The sequence below is a fragment of the Parachlamydia acanthamoebae genome (assembly GCF_000875975.1).
GTDB classification, from domain to species: domain Bacteria; phylum Chlamydiota; class Chlamydiia; order Chlamydiales; family Parachlamydiaceae; genus Parachlamydia; species Parachlamydia acanthamoebae.
The window spans coordinates 135704-154662 of the sequence record NZ_BAWW01000066.1; the positions used below are offsets into that span (position 1 = coordinate 135704).

The window sequence follows — 18959 nt, forward strand, 5'->3', positions numbered from 1 at the left end:
TATGAGCCACTCAAAAAAGCATAAAACAGTTTCCGATTATCGATCCGATTTTCCCATGCTTTCCAAAACCATGCATGGGAAGGCACTCATCTATTTTGATACAGCGGCAACTGCGCAAAAGCCTCAAGCTGTGATTGATTGCATGACCCATTTTTATGAAGATAGCTACGGCACCGTGCATCGCGCTATCTATGAGCTTGCGGCCCACTCAACCTATCTCTATCAAGCGGCACGTCTCAAAGCCATGCATTTTCTAAATGCAAAAAGGCCTGAAGAGATTATTTTTACACGCGGAACAACAGAGTCAATTAATTTAGTGGCTCATTCCTTCGGCAAGGCATTTATTCATGCAGGCGATGAAATCATTATTTCTGAAATTGAACACCATTCCAATATTGTTCCCTGGCAAATGCTTTGTGAAGATCGAGGAGCCACTCTTAAAGTCATTCCAGTTAATGACCGCGGCGAACTGATGATGGATGTCTATCGAGAACTGCTCAATGAAAAAACGAAGCTAGTTGCGATTGGCCACATTTCAAACGCTTTAGGAACTTTGCACCCCATTAAACAAATCGTTGACCTTGCCCACGATGTGGGAGCTAAAGTCTTGGTGGATGGTGCGCAGGCCGCTCCCCATATGGCAATTGATGTGCAAGCCCTAGATGTCGATTTTTACGTTTTTTCTGGTCACAAAGCTTACGGCCCTACGGGCATTGGAATTTTGTATGGGAAAGAAGTCCTCCTAGAAAAAATGCCTCCTTATCAAGGTGGCGGAGACATGATAGATACCGTGACGTTTACTAAGACAACATATAATACGCTTCCCCTCAAATTTGAAGCTGGCACACCGATGATAACCGAAGCAATCGGATTAGGCGCAGCGATTGACTACATAATAGGAATCGGACGAGAAGAGATCAAAACCTGGGAACACGAACTTCTAGACTATGCGACGAAACTGTGGTCTGAAATTCCCGGATTTAAAATCATTGGGACTGCCGCAGAAAAAGGAGCGATTATTAGCTTTTGCATGGAAGGGATCCATCCTTTGGACGTCGGCACTATGCTTGATTTAAAAGGAATCGCGATTCGGACTGGCCATCATTGCGCCCAGCCTGCAATGAGACGCTTTCATGTCCCAGGAACAGCCAGAGCTTCCTTTGGACTCTACAACACAAAAGAAGAAATCGAGGCTTTTGCGGAAGCCCTACAAGAAATTGCAGTTCTTTTTCACTAAAGGGTCCTTATGCGTGTTTTACTAGAAAAAGCTTGCGAATTGCTTTCTCAAGGAGAGGTTGTTGCGCTCCCCACAGAAACCGTATATGGTCTTGCAGCGTCTTTGCGCCATCCAAACGCTATTGAAAACATCTTTGCCTTAAAAAATCGCCCTGCGAATAATCCTTTAATTATTCACGTATCGCATTACGAACAAATATATCCTTATGCACAGTCGATACCTCCTTATTTTGTGAAACTTGCCCAGCATTTTTGGCCAGGTCCGTTAACATTGGTGCTCCCTATTCAACCGGCAACTATCCCAAATACGGTTAGAGCTGGCCTTACAACTGCCGCTTTTCGTATTCCCCAGCATCCACTATCACAAGCTGTGATCAAGCAGGTAGGCCCTGTTGTCATGCCTTCTGCAAATTTGTCTGGCAGACCTTCTGCGACACAAGCTAGCCGTGTAGAAGAGGATTTTGGAACTGCTTTTCCTGTGTTAGATGGGGGTGGGTGCACACGTGGATTGGAGTCTACCATTTTATATTTCATTGATAACCAATGGGAAATTGTGCGTTTAGGATCTTTAGCTCCCGAACAATTTCAACCTATTCTGGGTTATCAACCTGTGATTCGACAAGAGACGAATCAAGCCAAACCTCTATGTCCTGGACAATTGTACAGACACTATGCCCCTCAGGCTAAGTTACTATTGGATAATAAAGCATCTCCTGAATCGATTGGCTACGTTTTAGGATTTTCTGATCGGCAATACCCGAATTGCAAAATTTTTTCCTTGGGTAAATCAGACAATCCGGAACAAGTTGCCGAAAACCTTTACGATACGTTACGATCGTTGGATGATGCTAAAATTCAGTGCATATGGGTGGATAGTGACTTTCCACAAAAAGGGTTATGGCTTACAATTTCTGAGCGTTTAAAAAGAGCGAGCTACCCCTCTTCCATCATTTAACAATTTGCAAAAAAAATAGGCCCATCCTAAATTGAAATTTAGAAAAGCCCTCCTTGGAAAAGCAATTTCCGAGGAAATCACGAAGTGTGTTGCACTTATAGCTCTCATCTCTGTGTTTATTACTGCATTTAATACCAAACAAGTGAGTAGACATCATGTTTGATAAATTCACCAACCGCGCTAAGCAAGTGATCAAGTTAGCAAAAAAAGAAGCTCAGCGGTTAAATCATAACTATTTAGGTACAGAGCATGTCTTGCTAGGGCTTCTTAAGCTAGGCCAAGGAGTTGCCGTCAACGTCTTGCGCAATCTAAACATCGATTTTGAAACCGTTCGCGCAGAAGTAGAAAAACTAGTGGGATATGGCCCTGAAATTCAAGTCTATGGCGATCCCGCCTTAACAGGAAAAGTTAAAAAAGTATTCGAGTATGCTAACGAGGAAGCCGCCAATTTAAATCACAATTATGTCGGCACCGAGCACCTTCTCTTAGGCTTGCTTAGACAAACAGATGGGGTTGCAGCTCAAGTCCTAGAAAACCTTAACGTTAACTTGAAAGAAGTGCGTAAAGAAGTTCTAAAAGAGCTTGAAACCTTCAATCTTCAGCTACCTCCGATTGGAACAAGTGGTGGCACGCAAGAACCTTCACAGTCTCGCCCATCGGCTTCGGCGAATCCAAAACCGTTCGAGAAGCCGACAGGAAGTACAGGAAATTCGACAGATAAAATGCCAGCACTCCGTGCATATGGACATGATTTAACAGAAATGTCGCGCGAAGGGAAAATGGACCCTGTGATAGGCCGTCGTGAAGAGGTTGAACGTTTAATCTTGATTTTATGTCGCCGACGCAAAAACAACCCCGTGTTAGTGGGTGAAGCCGGTGTGGGTAAAACCGCGATTGTGGAAGGATTAGCGCAAGCGATAGTCAAAGGGGAAGTTCCAGACAATTTGCGTAAGAAAAAGCTAATTACCCTCGACCTTGCCCTCATGATTGCGGGAACGAAATACCGAGGACAATTTGAAGAGCGCATTAAAGCTGTCATGGAAGAAATCAAGAAAAACGGCAACGTCCTTCTCTTTATTGACGAATTGCACACGATTGTGGGAGCAGGTGCTGCAGAAGGTGCTATCGATGCATCTAATATCTTAAAACCCGCGCTTTCACGTGGTGAATTGCAGTGTATTGGTGCAACCACTGTTGATGAATACCGCAAGCACATTGAAAAAGATGCTGCTCTAGAGCGCCGCTTTCAAAAGATTATCATTCAACCTCCAAGTGTGGATGAAACCATTCAGATTTTGACGGGACTCAAAAGCAAATATGAAGAGCACCACAAGTGTATCTACACCGAACAAGCCCTACATGCCGCAGCTATTTTGTCAGACCGCTATATCCACGGACGTTTCCTCCCCGATAAAGCGATTGACTTGATTGATGAAGCAGGTGCTAAAATGCGCATTTCGATGATGAATCAACCTCAGGATATCAGCAAGTTCGAGACAGAAATTGAAGATATTCGCCTTGGAAAAGAAGAGGCCATTGGCAAGCAAGAATATGAAAAAGCTGCAAAATTGCGCGATAAAGAGAAAACATTAAGAGAGCAACTTCAACAGCTTAGAGCACAGTGGGAAATCAATAAAGAAGAGCATGAAGTGGTGGTCGAAGACGAGGACATTGCGAATGTCGTGGCCCGTCAGACTGGAATCCCTATTAATCGACTCACAGAAGGCGAAACACAAAAAGTGCTCAAAATGGAAGAAATCTTACGCAATAGCATTATTGGTCAAGATGAAGCCATTAGAACAGTCAGCAGAGCCATTAGACGTAGCCGTGCCGACATTAAAGATCCAAATCGCCCCATTGGTGCCTTTATGTTCCTTGGGCCTACAGGTGTTGGAAAAACCTTATTAGCGCGATTGTTGGCTATTCATCTTTTTGGCGGAGAAGATGCGCTCATTCAGGTGGACATGTCTGAATATATGGAAAAATTTGCAGTCAGCCGCATGACAGGTTCTCCTCCCGGATATGTGGGACATGAAGAAGGTGGCCAGCTCACAGAACAAGTTAGACAACGCCCTTATTCTGTCGTGCTTTTCGATGAGATTGAAAAGGCGCACCCAGATGTGATGGACTTGCTCCTGCAAATTTTGGAAGAAGGGCGCCTTTCAGACTCCTTTGGACGCAAAGTTGACTTCCGTAATACCATCATTATCATGACTTCTAACTTGGGTGCCGACCTAATTAAGAAGAGCACAGAAGTAGGCTTTGGCGCAATGGAAGGCTCCATGGATTATGCACATATTAAAGAGAAAATTGAAAAAGCGACCAAGAAACACTTTAAGCCAGAATTCTTAAACCGTTTGAATGACATGGTCATTTTCCATCCACTCAAGCGCGAAGCTCTCTTACAAGTGATTGAACTGGAAATTGTCAAAGTGCAGAAGAGACTTGCACGTCGAGACATTACCATTGAGCTCGATGCAAAAGCAAAAGACTTCTTGGTCGATCAAGGATTCCAACCAGAGATGGGTGCGCGTCCGTTGCGTCGCACCATCGAACAGTATTTGGAGGATCCGCTAGCCGAAAAAATCTTAATGCACCCAGACGAAAAGTTGCATTATTTTGTTTCAGCTGAAGGAGACCATCTGATTTTGACAGAGAAGGATAAGCAACAAAATCAGGAAAACTCGATTTCCTTACCAAGTTCACTTTAAAAGTGATGGTCTAAGCCTCATCGGAACCTTCCATTTGAGGCTTAGATTTTGCTTTCTTGCTCTGCAGATTTCTTAAAATGATACATAAAATGTAGAAAGCACGCCTGTGCCTTATAATTGTTCTGCCAATTGGGCGGATCTTGTGTATAGCGAGATTGCCCCATGATTTCCGTTGCAATTCTTCCCTTGTATGAATTAGGGAAATCCCGTTTGTATAACCCTTTCCAAAGCTTATCATCTGCTACAGCCTTTCTCAGTTGCTGACTCACTAAGTTGACTTGGGCCAAATCTTTCACTTCTAAAAAAGAAAGAACGAGAGTTAGAGCTTCTGCGGGTAGATCATTGATTTGCATAAAACATCCATTGTATTGTTTTTTTTAAATACAATAAATACTTACACTTTTATTTCCTATGAATTTAAGAAAGATCACGACAAGGATCCTTGCCGTGATCATATAAAGATTAGGTAGTTTGCACTTTTTGAATGCTGCTTTCCCAGTTTTTAACATATTCTAGAAAGGCTTCTTTATCCGGTTTGCTTTGTAAAAGCTCTAGAGTGCTTGCTTGATGACTTAGATGGGCTATTTTTGCTAGGAGATGCAAGTGGCGTTTATCTTCACATGCAAATAAGAAAAAAAGCGTATGGACTGGTTGTCCATCCAAAGCCCCATACTCAATCGGCTGTTGAGGGAATACCACAACCACAATGTCGTGATGGGTATTCATGACAAAGTCACGTGTATGCGGAATACCAATTCCATTGTTTAAGGCCGTTGGCTGAAGATTCTCTCTGTCTAAAAGGAGGTCTGTCAATACGCCCGCATCTAGATTGAGATCTTTCGCAATGATCGCTGTCGCATTTTTTATGACTTCTTCTTTCGTTGCTCCAGGGACATTGTGCAACACATTTCCTTTGTGAATCGCGCGGTATAATCCGTACTGCTTGCTGCCCCCTTTTGCGCTTTCCCCATCTTTAGATCCATTCTCTTCAGTTTTCACTCGAACGTCTTGCTTGTCAAACGGAGAATATCCATCTTCCTGTGTTTTTCCCAGTTTATGCTTTAACACCCAATCTTCAATTTCAATTCGGCTGAAGCGATATTGATGGTTAATCCGATAAGCAGGAATTTTTCGATCCACCAGCCATCGACGAATGGTGGTTTCTGATACATTGAGAAGATCTGCAACATCTTTGATTTTTAAATCCATAGATTAGCCTCCTGTCTTAACTTTTTTATGTTTCATCGAAAAGAGCAAGAATAGCGTCTCCGGAATTCAAAGTTAACATTTTTTTTCTTCTTTGCTCATCTTTTAACATTAGAGTCAATGAGGATAGGATTTGAAGGTACTCCGTTTGCTTATCATCGGGACCGCCAATCATAAAAATGATTCTTACAGGCGCATGATCCAACGCATTCCAATCAATGCCCCTGCGCAGTACGGCAATCGCAACGAAAAAGTGATCGTAGGAAACAAGCTTGGCATGTGGAATAGCAACTCCCATTCCAATACCCGTTGATACAATTTTTTCTCTTTCAATAATTGCGTTATAAAAAGCTTCTTTGTCTTTAATTAAATGAGCATTATGAACCATTTCAACTAAAGTGTGAAGAGCTTCATCGCGCGTATCGACGTCTAAAAAGGTGACGAGATCGGCATCCAAATATTTGGATATTTTAATCATAGAGAGTTCGTTTGTTAGAAAATATCTGAAATCGTTTAGGTAGGGCTCAATTGAGCCCTGTATGTCCAAAGCCGCCAGTACCACGGACTGTTTCGGCTAGTTGTTCTTTGAATGCAAAAATGGCTTGAACAACGGGAGAAAGAACTATTTGAGCAATCCGCATACCATTGGTGACGATAAATGGTTCTTTTCCATGATTGATCAAGATAATTTGCAGCTCGCCGCGGTAATCGGCATCAATGGTTCCCGGAGTATTTAAAACCGTAATCTGATGATTGGCAGCTAAACCGCTTCTAGGGCGAACTTGAATTTCGAACCCTTGGGGGATTTCAAAATAAATTCCTGTGGGTATACGTGCACTACTGCCTGGAGACAGGATCACATCTTCTTTGAGATAGGCTCTGACATCGGCCCCCGCAGCATCGATTGATCCATAAGCAGGCAAAGAGGCACCCTCTTCCGTTTTTATCCATACGTTACAATGAGAACTCATATATTCCTCTTTCTTTGGGGACTAGCGCTTAGTCCCACCTTTTTTCTTTCCCCCTTCTTGCGAAGAGTCTGGAGTGACTTCCTTCAAATCAGCAGCGAGGAAATCTAAAAACTCCACAATTTTACCTTTTAATTCTGGACGTCTTACAATGCAGTCAATCATACCATGTTTCAGTAAGAATTCCGATTTCTGAGCACCAGGAGGAAGTTGTTGACCAATTGTCTGCTCAATCACACGTGGACCTGCAAAACAAATTAAAGCATTAGGTTCCGCAATGATAATATCACCTAAAGAAGCGAATGAGGCTGTTACCCCCCCCGTTGTGGGATTTGTCAAAACGGAAATATAAGGAATTTTGGCTTCATGCAGTTTGGCCAATGCTCCAGACGTTTTTGCCATTTGCATGAGAGATAGCACAGATTCTTGCATACGTGCGCCACCAGAAGTTGAGACAATGACCAAAGGGAGATGATGAGATAATGCATATTCCATTAACAAAGTGAGTCTTTCACCGACAACAGACCCCATGGACCCGCCCATAAATTGGAAATCCATGATACCAAGCGCAACCGGACGACCACCCATTAAACAGCGTCCAACCAATACAGCTTCATCGCGGCCGGATTTTTCTCTTGCTGCAGTTAAACGTTGCGGATAAGGTTCTGTATCCACAAACCCTAAAGAATCAACGGGTTGATATTCAGTAAACATCACTTGAAATGAGTCTGGATCGGCAAGAGATTTTAGCCTTTCTTCGACAGATAAGCGGTAATGATAATCGCATTTTGGACAACAATTGTTATTTTGCTCAATTTGATTGGTATGAATGAGCTCATTACAATGCGTGCATTTTAACCATCCACTAAATCCGTCTTTTTTGGTCGTTTGGATTTTAATTTTTGGCTTATCGCGGGAAAACAAACCCATATTTTAACTCTCAGTCGCACTTTAACTAGAAACTCAAGCGCTCCAGTTTACATCGTTAGATTAAGAGCTCCAGTAAGTTACGTTTTTATGATTGATGACAGTTGTAAGTTTACGAGACACTCGGGATTAACTCAAGATGTTTTCCAAATTTTTTAAAATTCTCAACATGAAATTTAAAAAATTAATCATGTTGAGAATCAAAAGCTTACTCAGCTTTAGCCTTTGTAAAACGCTCTTCTACGTTCTTCCAATTCACAATATTCCAAATAGCCTTCAGATAATCTGCACGTACATTTTTATACTGAAGATAATAAGCATGCTCCCAAACGTCAATCCCTAATAAAGGTACTAAACCTTTTGCAGCTAAAGGATCTTGGTTTGAACAAGTCACAATTTCTAATTGTTTTTTGTTCTTGCAATAACCGAGCCAACCCCAACCAGAGCCTTGAATTGCGGCTGTTTTGGTGTTCATTGTTTCGATAAACTTCTCGAGGGAACCAAACTGTTTTTGGATAGCTTCCGCGATAGCACCTTCCGGAGGAGCTCCGCCACCACTTTTTTGAGGGGCTAAATTTGTCCAGAAAATCGAATGGTTGATATGTCCACCACCATTGAAATTAATTGCGGATTGCAAGGTAATTAATGCAGGAAGATCATTTTTAGCTTCAGCCTCAGCGTATTGCTCAAGGGCTTTATTCAAATTCGCCACATAAGTCGCATGATGCTTGTTATAGTGCAAAGACATGATCTCTTTAGAAATCACAGGTTCTAGATCGCCAAGGTCATACGGCAAATCGGGCAATTTGTATTGCAGCGTCATATTAGACTCCTTTAAAGTTGATGGTTAAACAGAATCTTCTGGTATTCTGACCGATTAAGAGTATTTTCGCAAGCAGATGAAAGAAATTCTATACTTATCCATAGAAATACCCGCCGCTTTCATCGATGATTTTTTCTAAAATCAACAAATTAAGAAAGCATCAGAAAAAAAACGCCCACATGCGTACTGATGATGTTTTATTTAATGAACTTGAGATTTGGCATTCATTGCATGCTCCAGCCCTATTGCGATCCAATGCCTATACCACACACCTTAACCGCTATCACCGTTACATTTTCACTTTTCTCTTTTATGGCTTCGTTAATGAGACATTCCGCAATGTTATCGCATTCTTCTTGAAGAACATCCACAATCCGTTCTTCTGAAACATAATCCTTTAATCCATCGCTAGCTAGTACAAGGATATCGTCCTGCATAAGCTCCCAAACTGTAATCTTTGGCTTTGCAATCATGATCGGTTCCGCGGGGGTCCCTGCAAAATCTGCATCTCCAAGCGATCGGCTTAAATTAAGCCCATACTTGCCAGAAAAAGTTCTTTTGTAATAACGTAAACTCTTCGGCTCATCCGTATGCGTCCATTTATACACAATTGAGAGGTCTTTTTGGGCTATTGCAGCCCGCAAAGCTTCTTTTTCATGGCTCCAATCCCTAACACATGAAAGAGGAATGGATTTCAGCTCTCCATCAATTTTTCTATAAATATTAGCCTCACTATCACCTAGAGTCGCTGCGTAAATTTTTTGTGTCATTTTATCTATGTAACACACAACAGCCGCGCTTCCCTTGCAGATTAAATTGATATCATGTGCTTTTACGATGTCAGAATGAATCGCATAAAATAATTGTTCAAAGGCTTCATGCACATTCCCTTCGGCATCAGCTAATGCAATCGGAAATCTTTTCTGAAATTCATCTCGTGCAAAATCCGCCACACCCCGTCCACGATGTCCATCAAAGACGGCTAAAAGAATTCCCTTTGGGAATTCCAAATAAAACTGGGTATCCTCCATAGTCGGTCTATTCCCTTTGCTACTGCATACTGCTGGGAAAAAGTGGAGTGAAGATTTGCCAGGCGCTGCCAATAATTGCATTTCACAGGGAGAGATGTAGCTTTCACAAGATGCTTTATTGTAATGCTCTTGAACAGCTTTGTAAGCATTGCGACGCATTTTTTCAAACGCATGCTCAACCGGCAATCGTCTTGGTTTCCAGGAAACATCCCTAGGCAGAAACAATTTTCTTAATGCCAAAATCGCAATCAATTTCACCTGCAGGGCAAACTTCCCGAATAAAGGCATATGTTCGAAAGTCGAAACAATTCGATGCCCCCATCTTGTTGCTGACTTGCAAGAAGAAGATAAACAGACTTTGATGTAAGATGATCCAGGTAACTTATCAACCATAGAATGAAAAAGATTCACGTTATTCTCCTAATCACAAGTATTTGTATTATTGGACGGCAGAATAGCGATTTGAGATGACTTTTACAATGCTTTATTTATCGAATCTATCTTGTAAATATAGTATCGAAGTAAACATCTCAACGATCAAAGAACAGCAAATTTACGATACTTATCAACCAATGCTTGCTCACTTTTTAAAAGTTTTTACAATTCCTTATTCAGTAAAACGGGATAATGAACCTACTAAGAACCCTTCTTTAGCATATATTGCCGAGATCACACCTCTCAGATGATCATATTTTTTCTTCAAATATTTTGTTTCAGGATGCTTAAGATCAGCTGCAAAAGATAGATCTTGTATTATTAGAGGAAAACGCTTACTACGCGCATATAGTCCCAAGCATGTTTGTTTAAAAATTTTATCTTTGTGACAAAATAACGTCGCATTATGTTGTCCATATCCTAAAAGGATTCCTAGCAATAAATCGTGATCCAAAATACTGTCAAGAAAAGTTTTTTTACCTTCTTCAATTTGTGCTAAAAATTGTTCTGGAATAACTTTTTGCTTCAAAATACTTTCAAAAATGAGCAAGTAACGTTTTATTGTTTGTAAAAATGCGCCTTTATTTATCAATACAACCATGTCGCTAAAAAAAAGTGGGGAAGCGGAATTTGTTTCACGCAAAAGAAGGTAGTTCGAACTAGGAAATTTGTCTTTGTATTTTTCCCAAACTTCCCATCTTTTCCAAAAAAGGCCATCACACTGACCAAGCTCTAAGGTATTTTCCCAAGGAGTAACTCGAAAATGAGCTGCGATTGAAACAGGCTTGTCCCCATATAAGGTATATCCAAAGTGATCATTGTTAACGACATCGCGAAACAATTCCTCCAGAGCCTTGCGATCTTCCAGAGGAATTGTCACTATTTTCTCGTTAAGACTGACAGCACTAAGAAAGCTCAATTGACTGCAAAAAATAAATAAAATAGCAAATTTCATGATTACCATTTAGTTTTCAAAACGATTTTTTCTGCAATAATAGCATGTGTCTTCCCATGGCCAATTATGGCTGTAACATCTACCACAGACCCATTCTTGGGGCGATTGAATTGCTGAATTGATTAGAAAGATTCCTTGATCATCGCAATGAATGCTGTCCACCTGAACAGTTACATCGTTATATTCAACAAATATTCCGGAATTGAGAACAATAATCCTGTTTGGCTCAACATAAATTTTATCTTCCGCAAATGAATTAACTGCATAGCAAAAGACCAAAATCATAAAAAAATAAACATATATATTCTTCTTCATTTTACCTCCTAGCAAGTTTAAGATTCACGCGACAAGAAAAAAGCAATCAAAAATTTAAATCAACAAAAAAAAACAAAGACATAAATTTATTTAAAATTTCGCATTGATCGCTCACACAGCATCTCCACCATTCCCACCATCTTCACCATTGCTAAGAACACTCGCCATGACCGCCATCTTGCCCATGGTATCCAAATTGACCATATTTAGAGCGAGGTTCAGGAATCTTTTCTTAACAAAACTTAAAAGAGAACAAACTAAAGGCAGAGCAAACCACATGCTCAGGACCCATTTATTTCGCATAAAGCCGTATCTTCTCACAAGCTTTTTACCAGTCTGGCAGCTGTTACAGGTCCAATGGATGTCAATTTTTTGTCTCTAGGAATATGGTAATACCTTTCTAAAAAGGCATCTACTGTAGAAGGGCTTGTAAAGACAATTTCATCGATTGTTGAAAGATCGGGTAATGTAACTTCATGGTTTGTGAAGGTATCGTAGAGGACACAATCAGTATGCTTAATTCCATTTTGTTTCCAATAATCGGTCAATAAGGGTCTAGAAAGTGCTGAATGTGGCCAAAACACATACAAGGAAGTTCGGTCCCAATTTGCAAATAAGTCTCTAATCCCTTCCGCAGTTTCTTCCAGTGGAACAAAATCGGCAGAAAACCGGTGCTTAGCCAGCTCGGCAGCTGTTTTCTTCCCTACAGCCACGATCTTTTTAGTATTGATGACATCTGCATTTATCTGAAAGAAGATAGCTGCTTCTAAGAATAGCTGAACGGCTGTTTGGCTGGTTAAAATAAGATGGGTATAATCCGAAAAACGAGAAAAAGCCTGTATAATATCAGGCTCAAAAAATGCTCGAGGAGCGATTTTAATGATGGGACAATGGATCGCTTGCCGATATAAAGCTTTGGGGATTTTTAATCCTAGATAGAGGATGCGAGACATAATCCACTCTCAGCATCAAGGCAAGCAAAAATTTCACGCATCTCGACATGCTCTGTCTTAGCCAAAATAGCGAGTCGTCCTTGCATAGGCGCGGTCTCTCCCGGCAAATAAACGCGATTTAAATGGCAAAGTCCTAAGCGAATCAAGGCTGCTTCTGCCACGATGATACCATCCGCCACACCAGCCTCTAAAAGACTTAATCGTTGACCAATGGTTCCGCGTAAATCCATAAAACGAAAATCTGTGCGCAGCATGCGAGCTTGCTGCTCGCGACGCTCGGAAGAAGTGGCGATCATGGCTGCTTGAGGGAGTGCCGCAAGACTAAGTCCTTCTCGAATCACTAGCACATCTCGATTATCGACGCCCTCTGTTAAAGCAATTAAAGATAAGCCCTGAGGCAATGGGTCGGGCAAATCTTTGGCAGAATGCACAGCCACATCACATTGTCCCGAGAGCAATAACGCATCCAATTCCTTGGTGAAGAAATCTGTTTTTTCCATATTTCGCAGGGAGATCTCTTGCTGTTTATCCCCTGTCGTGGCTATCCAAACAGGAATCAGCTCAATCATAGGATGATGAGGATGCAAAGCCTGTTGGACTTCTAAGACCTGAGCTTTTGATAATGGAGATTCTCGTGCTGCCACTCGAAGACATTTAGGAGATAAGGGCATCTACGGCCTCCTCAACAAATTCAACACCAATTAAAGAAACTTTTTGGCGAATTTCTTCTGAAACACCTTTTAAATTGCGTTTAGGAATGACACACCGTGTGAAACCCATATGCAAAGCCTCTTTAATGCGGCTATCGACGCGGGGAACGCTTCGAATTTCACCTCCAAGGCCCACTTCTCCAACCACAACTGTTTCTGGATCGATGACTCGGTTGCGCATGGATGATGCAACCGCTAGCAAAACACCGAGATCTAAGCCAGGTTCTGTCACACGAATGCCTCCGGCGATCGAAACAAAGACGTCACACTTATATAATTGATAGCGCATTCTTTTCTCTAAAACAGCCAACAAAAGAGCCAAACGATTTTGGTCCAAGCCTGTGCAACGACGGGAAGGGGTACTAAAAACCGTTTCTGTGACAAGAGCCTGGGCTTCAATTAAAATGGGACGAGTCCCCTCAATGGTAGGAATAACCACAGAACCCACTCTATTTTTGGTTCTTTCCTCGAGGAATATATGTGAAGGATTTGGGACTTGCGTTAAACCACTTGAATTCATTTGAAATACCGCGATCTCATCCGTTGGACCAAAACGGTTTTTCACAACCCGAATCATGCGGTAGTTCTGCTGCTTGTCCCCTTCGAAATAGAGCACTGTATCCACTAAGTGCTCAAGCACACGTGGACCTGCGATCTCTCCAGACTTTGTCACGTGACCAATCAAGAAAGTGGCAATTCTTCGCCCTTTTGCTAGGTGCATAAATTCTGTCGTGGTTTCTCGCACTTGCGAAACGGAACCAGGAGCCGAGCTGATCTCACTTTTGTAAACAATTTGAATCGAGTCGACAATGAGAACGTCGGGTTTGATGTTGTCGATTTGGACTTTAATGGCCGAGAAATTGGTTTCGTTCAAGAGATAGAGGTTATCAGATTCAATGCCTAAGCGCTTTGCACGCATCGATGTTTGCTCGACGGACTCTTCTCCGCACACATACAGGATAATAAGCCCTTGCATAGCTAAAGCATTCGAAAGCTGGAGTAACAAGGTGGACTTGCCAATACCTGGATCCCCTCCGACAAGCGTCAGAGAACCCGGAACAATCCCTCCGCCAATTAAGCGATCGCATTCTTGGATATGGGTGGAAATACGAGGAGTTTCTACTGAAGAAACATCTTTAATACGCATCGGCTTGTTTGCAGAGATAGAGGGAGCGGATTCGAAGCGAACGTTTCCTAAAAACTCAACTTCTTCATGAAAAGTATTCCAGCGAGAACATTGAGGACATTGACCTAACCATTTTGTCTGTTTATGTCCACATTCACTACAATACCACACATTTTTTTGCTTAATCGCCACAATTTTGCCTCACTATTCATGAATATCCATTTTAGAAAGTGCATCTTCGGCAGCTTTCTGCTGGGCCTCTTTTTTAGATCCCCCTTCTCCTTTGCCAACTTCCTCATCATTTAAAAACACGGAAATTTTAAATGTTTTACTATGATCAGGTCCTTTTTCATCGATAACATGATAAGAAGGTGTTGTTTGATATTTTTTCTGGCAATAATCTTGCAGTAGGGCTTTCCAATTGCGCACGGGAGTTTTTAATATGGCTTCGATTTCTGTCGAAAAGTTTTTGAAAAGAAAAGCTTTAGCGCTTTCTAATCCGCCATCGAGATAAACGGCTCCAATAATAGCTTCTAATAGATCGGCTAGGATCGATTCTCTTCCTCTACCGTCATTCATACGCTCGCCACGACCCAGCAACAAAAACTGTTCAAGATCCAGCTTATGAATGTATGTCACGCATGAACTAGCCTCCACTAGCCTGGATTTCAGATAGGAGAGTTCTCCTTCAGGCGTTGAGGGAAGATAACGGTAAAGGTAATCCGCAATCAATAATCCTAAAACAGAATCGCCCAAAAATTCTAAGCGTTCATTATGTTCGTGAATTTCCCGATTTTCATTGATAAAAGACCGGTGGACAAAGGCAAGTGCCAGCAAGTCTCGATCTTGAAATTTATAACCTAACCTTAATTCAATATTTGAAATATTTTGAGCTAACAAATCCAATGCTTTCATACAACCATTAAAATATAAACAGTAACTAGTATAGTGGATAGAACGATTTTTTTCTTTAGTCTTTTAAAAATACGAAATATACACGAGAGATCCAGAATCAACAAACGCAAACAAAGAGATAAGATCTTCATTTTTCATGCGAATACATCCTTTTGAGGCTGGGGTTCCGATTAAATCTTCAGCGTTAGTGCCATGGATGTAAATATACCTTTGAAAGCTGTCCACACTTTTCCCACCTTTTCCAATGCCTTGATTGAAGCCTTTTTCTAATCCTTCTAACCATAAGATGCGCGTTAGGACTAGATCAACTTTTTCTCGTTTTCCTTTAGGAAGAGGGGACCAAATTTTACCAGTATTCTTTCTTTCCACAAAAATCGCATTAATAGGAGCGTTCTGTCCAATTTTTTCAGCGATTCGGTGAGCACCTAAAGGAGTTTTATAGCTATTGGATTCTTGTCCGGTTCCTTTACTTGAGGTGGAAATGGGATAGCTTGTTACTATTTTATGGTCGTTGTATAAAAATAATTTTTGCGAAGTAACGTCTACGACAATGACATGACGCGTTAATGGCTGCTTCAGTTCTGCCATCTTATCGAGGAATTGCTTGGGTAGTGAGTTTGCCTGTAGGGGATAACTAAGGATTAACAGAGCTAAAGAGATTAAAATTGCAATCGGACGCTTCATGTACATCATGGGATCATTGTATTTGACGAAAAACGCACCTTATCATGGATGGCGTTTAAGCTCAAGGTAGAAGAAGAAAATATTCAAAACTCGCGCATTAAAATTTATCTTACATCCTTTTCATTGATTTTTTATCGGTTTCTCTTGACAATTCTCATTGCTTTTCTTTAATTTAAATGCCCTTCATTTGCCGGGAGCTTTGCTAACATAAAAAGATTGCTAAAAAGTTAAATTTTAGGAATATTTATGCCATCGGTTTTACTCCGAAGAGCCACCCTGGTATTATTTGTCGAATTGGCAACCTTGACAATTCAGCGTTATCTCTTGCCATCGACAAGGAAAACCTTCTGGAATCGACATAAAACATCTTTTAAAAATACTTGTTCGAGCGGTCTTTGCAATTGCCATTTTATCTGCATTCGATCTTTGGGTAGTGAATAACTAGAGAAAATGCGGCAGCTCCTTAAATAACTTTCCGTCTGTGTCTTTTTTTGACAACATGGGCGGCTGTTGAAGGGGCCAGTTAATTGCCAATTGTGGATCATTCCATCGCAAACAGAACTCCGAAGAGGGGTCATAATAATCCGTCGTTTTATACAGAACATCGGCATGGCTGGACAACACTAGAAACCCATGCGCGAATTCCGGAGGAATCCACATTGAACAAGGCCTTTCAGCTGAAAGATGCCTGCCAACCCATTTACCATAGGTTGGGGAAGATTGACGCAAATCCACCGCCACATCAAAAATTTCACCCGTAACGACTCTGACAAGTTTTCCTTGAGGCTTTTTATATTGATAATGCAATCCTCGCAGCACTCCTTGAAGAGAATGCGAATGGTTGTCTTGAACAAATGCTTTATGCGCACCTATTTCTTGCGCAAAATCACTTGCACGATAACTTTCTAAAAAAAAGCCTCGTGCATCACGAAACACACTGTGCTCGAACAGTATCACATCGGGAATCTCAGTTTTAATGGCATGCATTGAATTTAATCATCCAAAAGTTCAAGTAAATAAGAGGCATACTCACTATCACGCATGGCATGCGCGATTTTTTCCAATTGAATGCTGGGAATATAACCCATCCGATAAGCAATTTCTTCCAAGCAACCAATTTTGACACCTTGTCTGTGCTGAATTGTCTGGATAAAAACCGAAGCCTCAAGCAAGGACTCAAAGGTACCTGTATCAAGCCAGGCAATCCCCCGCCCAAAAATTTCTAAGTGCAGAGTTCCTTGTTTCAGATAGTAATTGTTCACATCTGTAATCTCCAACTCTCCTCTTGCAGAGGGCTTCAGATCTGCAGCAATATCACACACCTGATGATCATAAAAATATAAACCGGTGACAGCATAACGAGATTTAGGAACTATGGGCTTTTCTACAATGCCCTTAGGTCGCTTATCTTTATCAAACTCAACCACACCATATCTTTGTGGATTATGCACCTTATAGGCAAAGATCGTTGCACCATCTTTTTCCTCTTCAGCAACTTTTAATAGTTGTGATAGTTCGTTTCCAAAGAAGAGATTATCCCCTAAAATGAGTACACAAGGTTGGTTTTGAAGAAAGGATTTTCCAATAATGAAGGCTTGCGCTAATCCCCCTGGATGAGGTTGCACCGCATAATGAAAATCCAATCCCCATTGAGAACCATCTCCCAGCAATTGTTGAAAGCGTGGTGTATCCTCAGGTGTTGAAATAATGAGGATTTCCCGAATCCCCGCTAACATTAAAGTAGAAATGGGATAATAAATCATTGGCTTATCGTAAACTGGTAGCAATTGCTTAGACAGTGCGGCAGTCAATGGATATAGCCTAGTTCCACTGCCTCCTGCTAATATAATCCCCTTTCTCATGCTCACCCCTGATAATGCTGTTTAATCCAGTTTTGATATTCTCCAGATAAAATATTTTCCACCCAATGAGAATGGCTCAAATACCACTGAACAGTTTCACGCAATTGCTGTTCAAAACTAGCCTCTGGCATCCAACCTAATTCTTTCCATATTTTTGTGCCATTTAACGAATAGCGGCGATCATGACCCGGACGATCTTTCACATGCACAATTAAAGAGGAATGCGGCAGAACAGGAGAATCAGGCTTCAATTCGTCTAAGATTCCACAAATCATTTCCGCTAATTCGAGATTAGTGGTCTCTTTTATTCCGGCGATATTGTAGGACTCCCCCACGGTTCCCTTCTCCAAAACTTGTCGAATCGCGTTACAATGGTCGTGCACATAAATCCAATTACGCACCTGTAAACCATCGCCATAAATCGGGATGGTGTTACCCTGTATCGCTTGAAGAATAAGATGTGGAATGAATTTTTCAGGAAATTGAAAAGGGCCAAAATTATTCGCACTGCGCGTGATTAAGATAGGCAGATGGTAAGTATGCCCAAAAGCCTCGACCAAGTGATCAGCAGAAGCCTTTGAAGCTGAATACGGGTTATTAGGGCGATAAGGACTCACTTCTGTAGAGGCAGGAGCAAAGGGCGTTAATGAACCAAATACCTCATCTGTTGAAATTTGCAGAAAGCGAAAATGTTTTTTCCGCTCGTCTGAAAGCTCATTCCAATAGGCTAAAGCTTCTTCGAGTAAACAATAAGTGCCAAGAATATTTGTTTGAATAAAAGCTTCTGGGGCGTGAATAGAACGGTCAACATGCGATTCAGCTGCAAAGTGAATAATCGAATGTGGATGGTATTTATGCAAAATCTCTCGCACAAGTGCTCGATCTTGAATGTCGCCTTGCACAAAATGGTAAAGAGGATTTTCACAAATTCCAGAGAGATTATGAAGATTCCCGGCGTATGTTAATTTATCCAGATTGATAATAGGATCTTTTTCATAGTGAAGCCAATTTTTAATGAAATTTGATCCAATAAAACCGGCACCCCCCGTCACTAAAATCATACGTTAGCAGCTCCTTCCCTGGCGATAAATCATATTATTCTTCGAAAACAGACACACACTACCATTTTTAAATAAAAAAACCAAAA

Annotated in this window: 21 protein-coding genes; 3 read left to right on the forward strand and 18 right to left on the reverse strand. The window is 41.3% G+C overall.

Annotation, left to right across the window (positions count from 1 at the left end):
• Position 1: 1 nt before the first annotated feature.
• The 3 genes from AOM43_RS10235 to AOM43_RS10245 all read left to right on the forward strand — a co-directional run bounded on the left by AOM43_RS10235 (position 2) and on the right by AOM43_RS10245 (position 4902).
• Positions 2 to 1237: a cysteine desulfurase gene (locus AOM43_RS10235; RefSeq protein ID WP_059360152.1), complete on the forward strand. Its 1236-nt coding sequence runs from the start codon at positions 2 to 4 to the stop codon at positions 1235 to 1237.
• A gap of 9 nt (positions 1238 to 1246) precedes the next feature.
• On the forward strand, positions 1247 to 2191 hold the full coding sequence (locus AOM43_RS10240; protein WP_059360155.1) for an L-threonylcarbamoyladenylate synthase: 945 nt from the start codon (positions 1247 to 1249) through the stop codon (positions 2189 to 2191).
• A gap of 155 nt (positions 2192 to 2346) precedes the next feature.
• Entirely contained in the window at positions 2347 to 4902 is a 2556-nt protein-coding gene (locus AOM43_RS10245) for an ATP-dependent Clp protease ATP-binding subunit (RefSeq protein ID WP_006342392.1), read from the forward strand.
• Positions 4903 to 4943: 41 nt separating this feature from the next.
• On the opposite strand, the gene AOM43_RS10250 is transcribed toward AOM43_RS10245, so the two are convergent.
• From AOM43_RS10250 to rfbB, 18 genes are all read right to left on the reverse strand, one after another.
• Positions 4944 to 5255, reverse strand: a complete 312-nt coding sequence (locus AOM43_RS10250; protein WP_006342391.1) for an F-box protein — start codon at positions 5253 to 5255, stop codon at positions 4944 to 4946.
• A gap of 109 nt (positions 5256 to 5364) precedes the next feature.
• Entirely contained in the window at positions 5365 to 6111 is a 747-nt protein-coding gene (locus AOM43_RS10255; RefSeq protein ID WP_039378447.1) for a PTS sugar transporter subunit IIA, read from the reverse strand.
• Between the two features lie 25 nt (positions 6112 to 6136).
• A complete protein-coding gene (locus tag AOM43_RS10260) occupies positions 6137 to 6586 on the reverse strand; it encodes a PTS sugar transporter subunit IIA (protein ID WP_059360158.1) in 450 nt (149 codons plus the stop codon).
• Positions 6587 to 6632: 46 nt separating this feature from the next.
• Positions 6633 to 7079: a dUTP diphosphatase gene (dut, locus tag AOM43_RS10265; protein ID WP_006342388.1), complete on the reverse strand. Its 447-nt coding sequence runs from the start codon at positions 7077 to 7079 to the stop codon at positions 6633 to 6635.
• Between the two features lie 21 nt (positions 7080 to 7100).
• Positions 7101 to 8006, reverse strand: coding sequence for an acetyl-CoA carboxylase, carboxyltransferase subunit beta (accD, locus tag AOM43_RS10270; RefSeq protein ID WP_013924383.1), 906 nt, complete (start codon positions 8004 to 8006; stop codon positions 7101 to 7103).
• 205 nt (positions 8007 to 8211) lie between these two features.
• Positions 8212 to 8826, reverse strand: coding sequence for a superoxide dismutase (locus AOM43_RS10275; protein ID WP_006342386.1), 615 nt, complete (start codon positions 8824 to 8826; stop codon positions 8212 to 8214).
• A 242-nt stretch (positions 8827 to 9068) separates the two neighbouring features.
• Entirely contained in the window at positions 9069 to 10268 is a 1200-nt protein-coding gene (locus tag AOM43_RS10280; protein ID WP_013924382.1) for a PP2C family serine/threonine-protein phosphatase, read from the reverse strand.
• Positions 10269 to 10464: 196 nt separating this feature from the next.
• Entirely contained in the window at positions 10465 to 11247 is a 783-nt protein-coding gene (locus tag AOM43_RS10285) for a hypothetical protein (protein ID WP_013924381.1), read from the reverse strand.
• Positions 11248 to 11256: 9 nt separating this feature from the next.
• Positions 11257 to 11562: a hypothetical protein gene (locus AOM43_RS10290; protein ID WP_059360160.1), complete on the reverse strand. Its 306-nt coding sequence runs from the start codon at positions 11560 to 11562 to the stop codon at positions 11257 to 11259.
• A 111-nt stretch (positions 11563 to 11673) separates the two neighbouring features.
• Positions 11674 to 11865: a hypothetical protein gene (locus AOM43_RS10295; protein WP_059360162.1), complete on the reverse strand. Its 192-nt coding sequence runs from the start codon at positions 11863 to 11865 to the stop codon at positions 11674 to 11676.
• A gap of 14 nt (positions 11866 to 11879) precedes the next feature.
• Positions 11880 to 12515 (reverse strand): uroporphyrinogen-III synthase, encoded by a 636-nt coding sequence (locus tag AOM43_RS10300; RefSeq protein ID WP_013924377.1) that lies wholly within the window; start codon positions 12513 to 12515, stop codon positions 11880 to 11882.
• Positions 12494 to 13186, reverse strand: a complete 693-nt coding sequence (hemC, locus tag AOM43_RS10305) for a hydroxymethylbilane synthase (protein WP_059360164.1) — start codon at positions 13184 to 13186, stop codon at positions 12494 to 12496. The genes AOM43_RS10300 and hemC overlap by 22 nt, the downstream gene beginning before the upstream one ends.
• Positions 13170 to 14546, reverse strand: coding sequence for a DNA repair protein RadA (gene radA, locus AOM43_RS10310; protein WP_408633530.1), 1377 nt, complete (start codon positions 14544 to 14546; stop codon positions 13170 to 13172). Before radA ends, hemC begins: the two co-directional genes overlap by 17 nt.
• A gap of 9 nt (positions 14547 to 14555) precedes the next feature.
• Positions 14556 to 15266, reverse strand: coding sequence for a ribonuclease III (gene rnc, locus AOM43_RS10315; RefSeq protein ID WP_006342379.1), 711 nt, complete (start codon positions 15264 to 15266; stop codon positions 14556 to 14558).
• Between the two features lie 63 nt (positions 15267 to 15329).
• Positions 15330 to 15950: a L,D-transpeptidase gene (locus tag AOM43_RS10320; protein WP_006342378.1), complete on the reverse strand. Its 621-nt coding sequence runs from the start codon at positions 15948 to 15950 to the stop codon at positions 15330 to 15332.
• A gap of 441 nt (positions 15951 to 16391) precedes the next feature.
• On the reverse strand, positions 16392 to 16937 hold the full coding sequence (rfbC, locus tag AOM43_RS10325; protein WP_013924373.1) for a dTDP-4-dehydrorhamnose 3,5-epimerase: 546 nt from the start codon (positions 16935 to 16937) through the stop codon (positions 16392 to 16394).
• A 5-nt stretch (positions 16938 to 16942) separates the two neighbouring features.
• Positions 16943 to 17812, reverse strand: a complete 870-nt coding sequence (gene rfbA / locus AOM43_RS10330) for a glucose-1-phosphate thymidylyltransferase RfbA (protein WP_059360168.1) — start codon at positions 17810 to 17812, stop codon at positions 16943 to 16945.
• Positions 17813 to 17814: 2 nt separating this feature from the next.
• On the reverse strand, positions 17815 to 18873 hold the full coding sequence (gene rfbB, locus AOM43_RS10335) for a dTDP-glucose 4,6-dehydratase (RefSeq protein WP_059360170.1): 1059 nt from the start codon (positions 18871 to 18873) through the stop codon (positions 17815 to 17817).
• Positions 18874 to 18959: the final 86 nt, after the last annotated feature.

What these genes read in the sequence shown, in the direction of transcription:
- AOM43_RS10235 (WP_059360152.1), top strand. Translation starts at nt 2, where the DNA reads ATGAGCCACTCAAAAAAGCATAAAACAGTTTCCGATTATCGATCCGAT.
- AOM43_RS10240 (WP_059360155.1), top strand. Translation starts at nt 1,247, where the DNA reads ATGCGTGTTTTACTAGAAAAAGCTTGCGAATTGCTTTCTCAAGGAGAG.
- AOM43_RS10245 (WP_006342392.1), top strand. Translation starts at nt 2,347, where the DNA reads ATGTTTGATAAATTCACCAACCGCGCTAAGCAAGTGATCAAGTTAGCA.
- AOM43_RS10250 (WP_006342391.1), bottom strand. Translation starts at nt 5,255, where the DNA reads ATGCAAATCAATGATCTACCCGCAGAAGCTCTAACTCTCGTTCTTTCT.
- AOM43_RS10255 (WP_039378447.1), bottom strand. Translation starts at nt 6,111, where the DNA reads ATGGATTTAAAAATCAAAGATGTTGCAGATCTTCTCAATGTATCAGAA.
- AOM43_RS10260 (WP_059360158.1), bottom strand. Translation starts at nt 6,586, where the DNA reads ATGATTAAAATATCCAAATATTTGGATGCCGATCTCGTCACCTTTTTA.
- dut (WP_006342388.1), bottom strand. Translation starts at nt 7,079, where the DNA reads ATGAGTTCTCATTGTAACGTATGGATAAAAACGGAAGAGGGTGCCTCT.
- accD (WP_013924383.1), bottom strand. Translation starts at nt 8,006, where the DNA reads ATGGGTTTGTTTTCCCGCGATAAGCCAAAAATTAAAATCCAAACGACC.
- AOM43_RS10275 (WP_006342386.1), bottom strand. Translation starts at nt 8,826, where the DNA reads ATGACGCTGCAATACAAATTGCCCGATTTGCCGTATGACCTTGGCGAT.
- AOM43_RS10285 (WP_013924381.1), bottom strand. Translation starts at nt 11,247, where the DNA reads ATGAAATTTGCTATTTTATTTATTTTTTGCAGTCAATTGAGCTTTCTT.
- AOM43_RS10290 (WP_059360160.1), bottom strand. Translation starts at nt 11,562, where the DNA reads ATGAAGAAGAATATATATGTTTATTTTTTTATGATTTTGGTCTTTTGC.
- AOM43_RS10295 (WP_059360162.1), bottom strand. Translation starts at nt 11,865, where the DNA reads ATGCGAAATAAATGGGTCCTGAGCATGTGGTTTGCTCTGCCTTTAGTT.
- AOM43_RS10300 (WP_013924377.1), bottom strand. Translation starts at nt 12,515, where the DNA reads ATGTCTCGCATCCTCTATCTAGGATTAAAAATCCCCAAAGCTTTATAT.
- hemC (WP_059360164.1), bottom strand. Translation starts at nt 13,186, where the DNA reads ATGCCCTTATCTCCTAAATGTCTTCGAGTGGCAGCACGAGAATCTCCA.
- rnc (WP_006342379.1), bottom strand. Translation starts at nt 15,266, where the DNA reads ATGAAAGCATTGGATTTGTTAGCTCAAAATATTTCAAATATTGAATTA.
- AOM43_RS10320 (WP_006342378.1), bottom strand. Translation starts at nt 15,950, where the DNA reads ATGAAGCGTCCGATTGCAATTTTAATCTCTTTAGCTCTGTTAATCCTT.
- rfbC (WP_013924373.1), bottom strand. Translation starts at nt 16,937, where the DNA reads ATGCATGCCATTAAAACTGAGATTCCCGATGTGATACTGTTCGAGCAC.
- rfbA (WP_059360168.1), bottom strand. Translation starts at nt 17,812, where the DNA reads ATGAGAAAGGGGATTATATTAGCAGGAGGCAGTGGAACTAGGCTATAT.
- rfbB (WP_059360170.1), bottom strand. Translation starts at nt 18,873, where the DNA reads ATGATTTTAGTGACGGGGGGTGCCGGTTTTATTGGATCAAATTTCATT.